This is a genomic window from Nonomuraea rhizosphaerae (assembly GCF_019396405.1).
Taxonomy (GTDB): Bacteria; Actinomycetota; Actinomycetes; order Streptosporangiales; family Streptosporangiaceae; genus Nonomuraea; species Nonomuraea rhizosphaerae.
In genome coordinates this window covers 18,688-30,767 of record NZ_JAHKRL010000519.1, presented here as the reverse complement: position 1 = coordinate 30,767, position 12,080 = coordinate 18,688, and the positions used below count along the sequence as shown (strand labels likewise).

Below are 12,080 nucleotides of genomic sequence, written 5' to 3'. Positions count from 1 at the left end.
GCCGGACCACGCGCCGACCGAGGAGCAGGGGAGACGATCGGAGTGAATGAGCAGGCAGGACGCCACGGGATCAGCGGCATCAGCGGGGGTCGGCGGCCCGGTCCGGGGATCAGGGCTGGCGGGTTAGGATCATGACCGGACATGTCGCAGCCCGTACGATCTTGAGCGACGTGTCCCCCAGGAACACCCGCCGAAGCGGCCCCGCGTTGCTGGAGGCGCAGATGAGGAGCTCCCCCGGCAGCCACGACGTCGCCCCCAGCGCCTGCGCCACATGGCGCCCTTCGAGCACCTCCACCGTCGCCGCGATGTGCCGCCGCTGCCCGTCGGCCGCCGCCGCCAGGTCGCCCGTCACCTGGTCGCGCAGCCGCGCCAGCATGTCCTCCTCGACGGCCGCCCGCCGCTCGTTGCGGACCACCAGCGTGATGAGCCGCAGCGGGACGTCCAGCGCCAGCGCCGCCTGGGCGGCGTCGCGCACGGCGGCGTCGGCGCACGGCCCGCGCCGGTAGGCGACCGTGATGCGCTCGAACGCCTCGCAGGGCGCGTCCGCGTAGCCGCGCGGCGCGAGCATGACCGGCGCGGTGGAGGAGTGCAGGAGCTGGTCGGCGGTGCTGCCCAAGGAGACGCGGCCACGGCCGCCGCCGGGCGCGGGACCGATGACCACGACGTCCGCCTTGCGCAGCCGGGCCAGCTCGACCAGCCCGCGCCCGCTGCCCTTGTTGGTGTGGACGACGTAGTCGGCCCCGTCGAAGTCGAGCCGGCCGGCGAGGTCGCGCGCCTGGCCGAGCGTGGCGCCGGCCTGCTCCTTCAGGTAGGTCCGCCACGCGCTCAGGTCGGCCCGCGCCGGCCCCGGCGTCGTCCACGCGGGCGGCTGCACGGTCGCCACCGTCAGGCGCGCCTTGGCCTGCCGGGCGAGCACCACGGCCAGAGCCAGCCCGTCCCGGCCGCGCGGCTCCGGGACGAACCCGGTCAGTACGTTGTCGAGCTTCATCTGGGCACCTCGGTGTTCAGCCGCGAGTGGCGATACCCGTACAGGAAGTAGCAGACCAGCCCCGCCAGCATCCACAGCCCGAACGCCAGCCACGTCACCCCGGCCAGCCCCGCCATGACGATGACGCAGAAGACCGTGCCGAGCACCGGCGTCGCCGGGAACAGCGGCGTCCGGAACGTGCGCGGCAGCGACGGGCTGCGGTAGCGCAGCACGAGCACGCCGACGTTGACGATGGCGAACGCGAACAGCGTCCCGATGCTCGTGGCCTCGGCCAGCTGCCCGAGCGGCACCAGCCCCGCCAGCACCGAGATGAACAGCGCCACGATGAGCGTGTTGGCGATCGGCACCTGGCGGCGCGCGTTCACCTTCTGGAAGACGCGCGGGATGAGCCCGTCGCGCGACATCGCGAACAGGATGCGGGTCTGCCCGTAGATGACGGTCAGGACGACGCTGGCGATGGCCACGACCGCGCCGAAGGCCACGACGAGGCCGGGCCAGGTGGCGGAGGTGGCGAGGTTCACGACGTAGGAGAGGCTGGCCTCGGTGCGCTCGGCGTCGAAGTCGGTCCACGGCAGGGCGCCGATCGCGGCCACGGCCACCAGGACGTAGATGACGGTGACGATGACCAGCGAGAAGATGATCGCCAGGGGCAGGTCGCGCTTGGGGTTCCTGGCCTCCTCGCCCGCGGTGGAGGCGGCGTCGAAGCCGATGTAGGAGAAGAACACCTGGGAGGCCGCCGCGGTGATGCCCGCCGCGCCCAGGGGCGCGAACGGCGCGAAGTTGCCGCCCCTGAAGGCAGTGAAGGCCAGCACGCAGAAGAAGGCCAGCACGGCCACCTTGATGAGCACGAACACCGCGTTGGCCGTGGCGCTCTCCGACGAGCCGCGCAGCAGCAGCCAGGTGCACAGCACCACGATGAGGACGGCGGTGACGTTCACGACGCCGCCCTGGTCGCCGGGGGAGTGGGTGATCGCCGCGGGCAGCGTCCAGCCGAACAGGCCGTGCAGGAACGAGTTCAGGTACTCGCCCCAGCCGACCGACACCGCCGCCACCGACACCGCGTACTCCAGCATGAGGCACCAGCCGCAGATCCAGGCCACCAGCTCGCCCAGCGTCGCGTACGCGTAGGAGTAGGACGAGCCGGACACCGGGATCGTGCCGGCCAGCTCCGCGTACGACAGCGCGGAGAACAACGCGGTGACCGCGGCCAGCACGAACGCCAGCACGACGGCGGGACCCGCCTTCGGCACGGCCTGGCCGAGGATGACGAAGATGCCGGTGCCGAGCGTGGCGCCGACGCTGAACAGCGTGAGCTGCCACAGCGACATCGTGCGGCGCAGCTCACCGCCCTCGCCGTGGCCGCCCTCGGCCACGATCTGCTCGGTGGGTTTGACGCGGAAGAGCCGTTCGGCCAGTGACACGGGACACCTCCTACAACGTGCTGGTCAGCGGCCAGCGGGCGTTCGGCGTGACGATCGTGCCGGCGGAGCCGTCGAGGATCTGCTCCGCCTGCCCGAGCTCGCCGATCGCCGCCATGTCGCCGGTGGTCTCCACGAATCGGCAGACCGCTTCCACTTTCGGCCTCATCGAGCCCGCTGGGAAGTCGAGAGCCCGCAGTTCGTGCGGCGTGGTGTGGGCGATCTCGGTCTGCGACGCCGTGCCGAAGCCGCGCAGGACGCGCGGCACGTCGGTCAGGATCAGGAACGCGTCGCAGTCGAGCGCCTCGGCCAGCATCGACGCCGTCGCGTCCTTGTCGATGACCGCCTCCACCCCCGACAGCCGCCCGTGCTCGTCGCGGATGACCGGGATGCCGCCGCCGCCCGCGCAGATCACCACGACGCCCGCGCCGACCATCTGGCGGATCAGCCGCGTCTCGATCACCCGCCGCGGGGCGGGGGAGGGCACGACGCGCCGCCAGTAGTGGCCGTCGGCCGCCACCGTCCAGCCGTACTCGGCGGCCAGCTTGCGCGCCTCGTCCTGCTCGTAGACCGGGCCGACGAACTTCGTCGGGTGGTCGAAGGCCGGGTCGACCGCCGTCACGAGCGTCTGCGTGACCATCGCCAGGACCTGCCGGCCCGGCAGCGCGTTCTGCAGGGCCTGCAGCATCCAGTAGCCGATCATGCCCTGCGTCTCGGCGCCGAGCGTGTCGAACGGGTACGGCTTGGTCAGGCGCGGGTCGTTGGCGCTCTGCAGGGCCAGCAGCCCCACCTGCGGGCCGTTCCCGTGCGTGACGACCAGCTCGTGCCTCTCGGCCAGCTTGGCCAGCGTCTTGACCGCCTCGGCGACGTTGGCGATCTGCGGCTCGGCGTCGGCCTTCTGGCTGCGCCGCAGCACCGCGTTGCCCCCCAGGGCGACGAGGACGCGCATCCCTAGGCCGCGTCACGTTCGAGGGGACAGCTCATGCAGCGCGGCCCGCCGCGGCCCCTGCCCAGCTCGCTGCCCCGGATGGTGATCACCTCGATGCCGTTGTCGCGCAGGAAGTTGTTCGTGGTGGTGTTGCGCTCGTAGGCGATCACCACGCCCGGCTCGACGGCCAGGGCGTTGCAGCCGTCGTCCCACTGCTCCCGCTCGGCCGCGTACACGTCCTGCGTCGGCGTCAGCACCTTGATGTCGTCCAGGCCCAGCGCCCGCGCGATCGCGCGGTGCATGTCGCCCGGCGGGTGGTCGGTGACCTTCAGCTCCTTCTCGGTGTCACCCGGCTCGATCGTGTACGAGGGCAGCATGCCGAGCCCCCCGTACTTGGTGAACACCCCGACGTCCACCATCGTCATCACCGTGTCCAGGTGCATGAACGCCCGAGCCTTCGGCATGTCCAGCGCCACGATCCTCCGCGCGCTGCCCGCCTGGAACAGGCGCTGCGCCAGCATCTCGATCGCCTGCGGCTGCGTCCGCTCGCTCATCCCGACCAGCACCGCGCCGTCCCCGATGACCAGCACGTCGCCGCCCTCCAGCGTGGCCGGGGCGACCGACTGGCCCGGCAGCCACACGTGGTAGCCGCCCTTCCGCCCCTGGCCGAACCCCTCGGCGAAGGTCGGGTGGAACTCGTAGATCGCCTCCATGTTCACCGTCTCGCGCATGCGCGCCTTCTTCTTCATCGCGTTGATCGAGACGCCGTCGTACACCCAGCAGGAGGTGTCGCGGGTGAACAGGTGGTTGGGCAGCGGCGGCAGGACGAAGCCGTCGGCGTGGGTGGCGTGGTAGGACATCGACTTGGGGTCGCAGCCCATCTCCACCAGCTCCCGCTTGGTGATGCCGCCGGTCAGGTACATCTGCAGGGTCGTGGCGTCCATCGCGTCGAGCGTGTTGCGGATGTCGTCCACGGCCAGCGGGCCCATGAACCGCTCGTCGAGAATCCCGTCGAGGATGTGCTTGCGCGCCTCCGGGATCTCGACGGTCTCCCGCAGCAGGTCCGCCAGCATGTGCACCTTGACGCCCCGCCCGCTCAGCACCCGCTGGAACTCCTCGTGCTCCTCCATGGCACGCTGCACCCACAGGACGTCGTCGAAGAGGAACTCGTCCTTGTTCGTCGGGGTGAGCCGCTTGAGCGCCAGCTCAGGCTTGTGCAGGAGCACCTGGCGGAGCGTGCCCACCTCGGAGTCGACATGGAAGGTCATTGTTCGACTATCCCCGCAAGGCGGGCGGTCGTCACGCATGCGAGCCGCCCAAGTTCTGGCTGGTAGCCCCTGGTACTGTGTGTCCCGACCGACACCCTTTTAAGACCCGTCCCGTGAGGCGGGAAAGGCGGTGAGCTTCGCCATGTCCGACGCTGCGCCCGATCCCAGGCCCGATCCCAGGCCCGATCCCAGGCCCGATCCCAGGCCCGATCCCAGGGCCGATTCCGCGCTCGATTCCCGGGCCGTGCTCGAAGGCCCTGACATCCACCGGGCGCTGACCCGGATAGCGCACGAGATCCTCGAACGCACCAAAGGCGCCGGCGGCGTCGTCCTCCTCGGCATCCCCACCCGCGGCGCCACCCTGGCCCGCAGGCTCGGCGACCGGATCGAGCAGTTCGAGGGCGTCAAGATCCCCGTCGGCTCGATCGACATCACCATGTACCGCGACGACCTGCGGCTGCGCCCCGCCCGGCCGCTCGGCCGCACCGACCTGCCGCCCGACGGCATCGACGGCCGGATCGTCGTCCTGGTGGACGACGTGCTCTTCTCCGGCCGCACGGTCCGCGCCGCGCTCGACGCGCTCAACGACCTCGGCCGCCCGACCGCCGTGCAGCTCGCCACGCTGGTCGACCGCGGCCACCGCGAGCTGCCCATCCGCGCCGACTACGTCGGCAAGAACCTGCCCACCGCCAAGAGCGAGAAGGTGAAGGTCTTCCTCGACGAGATCGACGGCCGCGACGCCGTCGTGCTCGTGAAGGGACCGCCCGCCCAGCGGCGCACGCAGGAGCCCGCGAAGGGGGACGCCAAGTGAACCGCCACCTCATCTCCGCCGGCGACCTGGCCAAGGACGACGCCCTGCTGATCCTCGACACCGCCGAGGAGCTGGCGAGGGTCTCGGAACGTTCCATCAAGAAACTGCCGACGCTGCGCGGCCGCACGGTGGTCAACCTGTTCTTCGAGGACTCCACCCGTACGCGCATCTCGTTCGAGGCGGCGGCCAAGCGGCTGTCCGCCGACGTGATCAACTTCTCCGCCAAGGGCTCCAGCGTCTCCAAGGGCGAGTCGCTCAAGGACACCGCGCTGACCCTGGAGGCGATGGGCGCCGACGCCGTCGTCATCCGCCACCAGGCCTCCGGCGCGCCGCACCGGCTGGCCACCTGGGTGCACGGCAGCGTCGTCAACGCCGGCGACGGCACCCACGAGCACCCCACGCAGGCGCTGCTCGACGCCTTCTCCATGCGCCGCCGCCTCGGCGGCCTCGACGGGCGCCGGGTCACGATCGTCGGCGACGTCCTGCACAGCCGGGTCGCCCGCTCCAACGTGCTGCTCCTGGCCACGCTCGGCGCCGAGGTCACCCTCGTCGCGCCGCCGACGCTGCTGCCGGTCTCGATCGACACCTGGCCGTGCTCGGTCTCCTACGACCTCGACGCGGTGCTGCCCAAGTCCGACGTCGTGATGATGCTGCGGGTGCAGAAGGAGCGGATGAACGCCGCGTACTTCCCCAGCGAGCGGGAGTACTCGCGGCGCTACGGGCTCGACCGCGACCGGTTCGCCAAGATGCCCGACGAGGCGATCGTGATGCACCCCGGCCCGATGAACCGGGGGATGGAGATCGCCGCCGAGGTCGCCGACTCGCCGCGCTCGACGATCGTCGAGCAGGTCGCCAACGGCGTGACCATCCGCATGGCCGTCCTGTACCTGCTGCTCGGGGGAGAGATCGCGTGATCATTCGCAACGTACGGATTCTCGGCGGCGAGCCGGTGGACCTGCGGATCGAGGACGGCCTGGTCGCCGAGACCGGGCCCGGCCTGAGCGGGGACGACGGCTTCGACGGCGGCTTCGACGGTAGGGGCGCGATCGTGCTGCCCGGCCTCGTCGACCTGCACACCCACCTGCGCGAGCCCGGCCGCGAGGACGCCGAGACCGTGCAGACCGGCACCCAGTCGGCCGCCCGCGGCGGCTACACGGCCGTGCACGCCATGGCCAACACCTCACCCGTGGCCGACACCGCCGGCGTCGTCGAGCAGGTGTGGCGGCTCGGCCGCGAGTTCGGCCACTGCGACGTGCAGCCGGTCGGCGCGGTCACCGTCGGGCTGGAGGGCAGGCAGCTCGCCGAGCTGGGCGCGATGGCCGACTCGGCCGCCCGCGTCCGCGTCTTCTCCGACGACGGCAAGTGCGTGGACGACGCCGTGCTGATGCGCCGCGCCCTGGAGTACGTCAAGGCGTTCGACGGCGTCGTCGCCCAGCACGCCCAGGAGCCCCGGCTGACCGGCGGCGCGCAGATGAACGAGGGCGTCGTGTCCGGCAGGCTCGGCCTGACCGGCTGGCCGGCCGTCGCCGAGGAGGCGATCATCGCCCGCGACTGCCTGCTGGCCGCGCACGTCGGCTCCCGGCTGCACGTCTGCCACGTGTCCACGGCCGGCTCGGTGGAGATCCTGCGCTGGGCCAAGTCCAAGGGCTGGGACGTCACCGCCGAGGTCACCCCGCACCACCTGCTGCTCACCGACGACCTCGTCGAGGACTCGCCGGTGGGCGCCTACAACCCGATCTACAAGGTCAACCCGCCGCTGCGCACCCGCGCCGACGTCGAGGCGCTGCGCGCGGCGCTGGCCGACGGCACGATCGACGTCGTGGCCACCGACCACGCCCCCCACCCGGTCGAGGACAAGGAGACCGAGTGGTCGGCCGCCGCGATGGGCATGGTGGGGCTGGAGACCGCGCTCAGCGTGGTGCAGGAGGCCATGGTGGACACCGGTCTGCTCGACTGGGCGGGCGTCGCCGAGCGCATGTCGTACGCGCCGGCGCGCATCGGCCGCCTGCCCGGCCACGGCCGGCCGGTCGAGGCCGGGGCCGTGGCCAACCTGACCCTGTACGACCCGTCCGTCCGCACCGCGGTGGACCCGTCCGCGTTCGCCTCCAAGAGCCGCAACACCCCGTACGAGGGCATGACGCTGCCCGGCAGGGTGGTGGCCACGTTCCTGCGTGGCAGGCCGACCGTACTCGAAGGGAAGCTGGTTTGAGTCTCCTAGTGCTGGAAGACGGGCGAGTCTTCCACGGAACCCCGTACGGGGCCGAGGGTGAGACGTTCGGCGAGATGGTCTTCAACACCGGCATGACCGGCTACCAGGAGACGCTCACCGACCCGTCCTACCACCGGCAGATCGTCGCGATGACGGCCCCGCACATCGGCAACACGGGCGTCAACGACGAGGACCCCGAGTCGGGCCGCGTCTGGGTCGCCGGGTACGTCGTGCGCCAGCCCTCCCGGGTGGTGTCCAACTGGCGGGCCGACCGCTCGCTCGACGACTACCTCAAGGAGCAGGGCGTCGTCGGCATCGCCATGCCCGGCACCCGCGCGCTGACCCGCCACCTGCGCGAGCGCGGCGCCATGCGCGCCGGGATCTTCACCGACCCCGGCGCGCCCGTGGAGGAGCTGGTCGAGCGCGTACGCCGCTCGCCGCGCATGGAGGGCGCCGACCTGGCCGCGCAGGTCGCCACGGCCGAGCCGTACGTCGTGCCCGCCATCGGCGCCAAGCGGTACACGGTCGCGGCCGTCGACCTGGGCATCAAGGGCATGACGCCGCACCGGATGGCCGAGCGCGGCTGCGAGGTGCACGTGCTGCCCGCGGGCGCCACGTACGAGCAGATCATGGCGGTCGGGCCGGACGGGGTGTTTCTGTCCAACGGGCCCGGCGACCCCGCCACCGTGGACGTGACGCCGCTGCGGCGGGTGCTGGAGGCGGAGGTGCCGTTCTTCGGGATCTGCTTCGGCAACCAGATCTTCGGCCGGGCCCTGGGGCTGTCGACGTACAAGCTGCGCTACGGGCACCGGGGCGTCAACCAGCCCGTCCAGGACGTGCGCACGGGCAAGGTGGAGATCTCCGCGCACAACCACGGCTTCGCCGTCGAGGCGCCCGTGGGCGAGCCGTTCGAGACCCCCTACGGCCGGGCGGAGGTCAGTCACGTCAACCTCAACGACCGCTGCGTGGAGGGCCTGCGCCTGCTCGACGGCCGGGCCTTCAGCGTCCAGTACCACCCGGAGGCCGCCGCCGGGCCGCACGACGCCGCGTACCTGTTCGACGAGTTCTGTGAGGTCATGAGCCGTGCCCAAGCGTGAGGACATCAGGTCCGTCCTGGTCATCGGCTCCGGGCCGATCGTGATCGGGCAGGCGTGCGAGTTCGACTACTCCGGCACCCAGGCGTGCCGCGTGCTGCGCGACGAGGGCTTCCGGGTGATCCTCGTCAACAGCAACCCGGCGACGATCATGACGGACCCGGAGTTCGCCGACGCCACGTACGTCGAGCCGATCACCCCGGAGTTCGTCGAGAAGATCATCGCCAAGGAGCGGCCCGACGCGCTGCTGCCGACGCTCGGCGGGCAGACGGCGCTCAACACCGCGGTCGCGCTGCACGAGTCGGGGGCGCTGGAGAAGTACGAGGTCGAGCTGATCGGCGCCGACTTCGACGCGATCCAGGCGGGCGAGAACCGGGAGCGGTTCAAGGAGATCGTCGGCAAGGTCGCCCGCGAGCACGGCCTGAACGCCGAGTCGGCCAGGTCGGTCATCTGCCACACGATGGACGACTGCCTGGCCGCCTCCGGCGAGCTGGGGTTCCCGCTGGTGGTGCGGCCGTCGTTCACGATGGGCGGCGTCGGCTCCGGCTTCGCCTACGACGAGAGCGACCTGCGGCGCATCGCCGGGGCCGGGCTCGACGCCTCGCCGACCACCGAGGTGCTCCTGGAGGAGTCCATCCTCGGCTGGAAGGAGTACGAGCTGGAGGTCATGCGCGACAGGAACGACAACGTCGTCATCGTCTGCTCCATCGAGAACGTCGACCCGATGGGCGTCCACACCGGCGACAGCGTCACCGTCGCGCCCGCGCTGACCCTGACCGACCGCGAGTACCAGAACATGCGCGACGTGGCCATCGCGGTCATCCGCGAGGTCGGCGTGGACACCGGCGGCTGCAACATCCAGTTCGCCGTCGACCCGCGCAGCGGCCGCATGATCGTCATCGAGATGAACCCGCGCGTGTCCCGTTCGAGCGCCCTGGCCTCCAAGGCGACCGGCTTCCCGATCGCCAAGATCGCCGCCAAGCTGGCCATCGGCTACACCCTCGACGAGATCCCCAACGACATCACCCGTCAGACGCCGGCCTCGTTCGAGCCGACCCTGGACTACATCGTGGTCAAGGTGCCGCGCTTCGCGTTCGAGAAGTTCAGGGGCGCCGACCGGACGCTCACCACGCACATGAAGTCGGTCGGCGAGGCCATGGCCATCGGCCGCTCCTTCCCCGAGGCGCTGCAGAAGGCGTTGCGCTCGCTGGAGAAGAAGGACTCCTCCTTCACCTGGGCGGGCTCCCCGCGCCCGAAGGAGGAGCTGCTGGAGGCGTGCCGCACCCCCCACGACGGCAGGCTGCGCACGATGCAGCAGGCCATCAGGGCGGGCGCGACCCTTGACGAGCTGTACGGGGCGACCAGCGTGGACCCCTGGTTCCTGGACCAGCTCCTGCTGCTCGACGAGGAGGCCCGCGCCGTGGCCGGCGCGCCCGAGCTGACCGCCGAGGTGATCGGCCGGGCCAAGTGCCACGGCTTCAGCGACGCGCAGATCGGCGAGATCCGCGGCATCGACGAGGCGCGGGTGCGCGACCTGCGGCACGCGCTCGGGCTGCGGCCCGTGTACAACACGGTGGACACCTGCGCCGCCGAGTTCGCCGCCGCGACGCCGTACCTGTACTCCACCTACGACGAGGAGAGCGAGGTCCCGTACGGCGAGCGCGACAAGGTCATCATCCTCGGCTCCGGGCCGAACCGGATCGGCCAGGGCATCGAGTTCGACTACGCCTGCGTGCACGCCTCGTTCGAGCTGTCGCGGGCCGGGTTCGAGACCGTCATGGTCAACTGCAACCCCGAGACCGTCTCGACCGACTACGACACCTCCGACCGGCTCTACTTCGAGCCGCTCACCCTGGAGGACGTCCTGGAGGTCGTGCACGCCGAGCAGCAGACCGGGCCGGTCGTGGGCGTGATCGTGCAGCTCGGCGGGCAGACGCCGCTGGGGCTGGCGCAGGCGCTGAAGGACGCGGGCGTGCCCGTGGTCGGCACCTCGCCGGAGTCGATCCACCTGGCCGAGGAGCGCGGCGCGTTCGGCGGGGTGCTGGCCGAGGCGGGGCTGCCCGCGCCCAAGCACGGCACCGCGCTGACCGTGGCCGAGGCGCTGCGGATCGCCGAGGAGATCGGCTACCCGGTGCTGGTGCGGCCCTCGTACGTGCTGGGCGGGGCCGGGATGGCCATCGTCTACGACGACGAGACGCTCGGCACGTACATGGCGGCCCAGGAGGGCGGCCACCCGGTGCTGGTGGACAAGTTCCTGGACGAGGCCATCGAGATCGACGTGGACGCCCTGTACGACGGCCGCGAGCTCTACCTGGGCGGCGTCATGGAGCACATCGAGGAGGCCGGGATCCACTCCGGCGACTCGGCCTGCGCCCTGCCGCCGATCACCCTGGGCAGTCACGACATCAAGCGCATCCGCGCCGCCACCGAGGCCATCGCGAGCGGCGTCGGGGTGCGGGGGCTGCTGAACGTCCAGTACGCCATGTCGGCCGGGGTCCTGTACGTCCTGGAGGCCAACCCGCGGGCCAGCCGTACGGTGCCGTTCGTCTCCAAGGCGACCGCGGTGCCGCTGGCCAAGGCGGCGGCCCGGGTGATGCTCGGCGCCTCGATCGCCTCGCTGCGCGAGGAGGGCATGCTGCCCTCGGCCGGCGACGGCGGGACGCTGCCGCTGGAGGCCTCGATCGCGGTGAAGGAGGCGGTGCTGCCGTTCAACCGGTTCCGCGGCGTGGACATCGTCCTGGGGCCGGAGATGCGCTCCACGGGCGAGGTCATGGGGATCGACGAGTTCTTCGGCGTGGCGTACGCCAAGTCGCAGGCGGGCGCGTACGGGGAGCTGCCCACCAAGGGACGCGCGTTTGTATCCGTCGCAAATCGGGATAAAAGAGCCATGATCTTCCCGGTGAAGGCGCTCGCGGACCTCGGATTCGAGATCCTCGCCACCGAGGGCACCGCCGAGGTGCTGCGCCGCAACGGTGTCCATGCCAAGATCGTGCGAAAGCAGAGCGAGGGACCCGGACCCGGAGGTGAGCCCACCAGCGTGCAGTGCATCCTCGACGGAGAGGTCGACCTGATCATCAACACGCCGTTCGGCAGCCCCGGCCAGTCCGGGCCGCGCCTGGACGGCTACGACATCCGCACGGCGGCGGTGCTGCGCGGCATCCCGTGCATCACCACGGTCGCGGGGCTCGCCGCGGCGGCGGCGGGCATCCAGGCGATCGTCAGGGGCGACGTCGGCGTACGGTCCCTGCAGGAACACGCGCGGGCGCTGCGGGGGGCCTAGCGCGGCCGTCAGGGCCCTCGACGGCGGTCGGAGGGCTTCGACGGCGGTCAGGGGGCTCGGGACGGCGGCGGGGCGGCTGCGGGG

At 71.5% G+C, this 12,080-nt stretch carries 9 protein-coding genes; 5 read left to right on the top strand and 4 right to left on the bottom strand.

What is annotated here, in order from left to right; genetic code table 11:
- Nucleotides 1-109: 109 nt before the first annotated feature.
- Genes KME77_RS27140 through KME77_RS27125 form a run of 4 tightly spaced genes read right to left on the bottom strand, consistent with a single transcriptional unit; the run spans nucleotide 110 to nucleotide 4,602 of the window.
- Nucleotides 110-988 carry a universal stress protein gene (locus KME77_RS27140; protein WP_219471782.1) on the bottom strand — a complete coding sequence of 293 codons (879 nt, stop codon included), beginning with the start codon at nucleotides 986-988 and terminating at the stop codon, nucleotides 110-112.
- Nucleotides 985-2,409, bottom strand: a complete 1,425-nt coding sequence (locus KME77_RS27135; RefSeq protein WP_219471781.1) for an amino acid permease — start codon at nucleotides 2,407-2,409, stop codon at nucleotides 985-987. The genes KME77_RS27140 and KME77_RS27135 overlap by 4 nt, the downstream gene beginning before the upstream one ends.
- A 10-nt stretch (nucleotides 2,410-2,419) precedes the next feature.
- Entirely contained in the window at nucleotides 2,420-3,355 is a 936-nt protein-coding gene (arcC, locus tag KME77_RS27130) for a carbamate kinase (protein ID WP_219471780.1), read from the bottom strand.
- Between the two features lie 2 nt (nucleotides 3,356-3,357).
- Entirely contained in the window at nucleotides 3,358-4,602 is a 1,245-nt protein-coding gene (locus tag KME77_RS27125) for an arginine deiminase (protein WP_219471779.1), read from the bottom strand.
- Between the two features lie 244 nt (nucleotides 4,603-4,846).
- Between KME77_RS27125 and pyrR the strand changes: the two genes are divergently transcribed.
- The 5 genes from pyrR to carB are packed head-to-tail and all read left to right on the top strand — an operon-like array spanning nucleotide 4,847 to nucleotide 11,996.
- Nucleotides 4,847-5,413 (top strand): bifunctional pyr operon transcriptional regulator/uracil phosphoribosyltransferase PyrR, encoded by a 567-nt coding sequence (gene pyrR, locus KME77_RS27120; protein ID WP_372451235.1) that lies wholly within the window; start codon nucleotides 4,847-4,849, stop codon nucleotides 5,411-5,413.
- A complete protein-coding gene (locus tag KME77_RS27115; RefSeq protein ID WP_219471777.1) occupies nucleotides 5,410-6,327 on the top strand; it encodes an aspartate carbamoyltransferase catalytic subunit in 918 nt (305 codons plus the stop codon). The genes pyrR and KME77_RS27115 overlap by 4 nt, the downstream gene beginning before the upstream one ends.
- Nucleotides 6,324-7,622, top strand: coding sequence for a dihydroorotase (locus tag KME77_RS27110; RefSeq protein ID WP_219471776.1), 1,299 nt, complete (start codon nucleotides 6,324-6,326; stop codon nucleotides 7,620-7,622). The genes KME77_RS27115 and KME77_RS27110 overlap by 4 nt, the downstream gene beginning before the upstream one ends.
- On the top strand, nucleotides 7,619-8,719 hold the full coding sequence (gene carA / locus KME77_RS27105) for a glutamine-hydrolyzing carbamoyl-phosphate synthase small subunit (protein ID WP_219471775.1): 1,101 nt from the start codon (nucleotides 7,619-7,621) through the stop codon (nucleotides 8,717-8,719). Before KME77_RS27110 ends, carA begins: the two co-directional genes overlap by 4 nt.
- The gene (carB, locus tag KME77_RS27100) at nucleotides 8,706-11,996 is read left to right on the top strand and encodes a carbamoyl-phosphate synthase large subunit (RefSeq protein WP_219471774.1); all 3,291 of its coding nucleotides are present in this window, start codon (nucleotides 8,706-8,708) and stop codon (nucleotides 11,994-11,996) included. The genes carA and carB overlap by 14 nt, the downstream gene beginning before the upstream one ends.
- Nucleotides 11,997-12,080 lie beyond the last annotated feature (84 nt).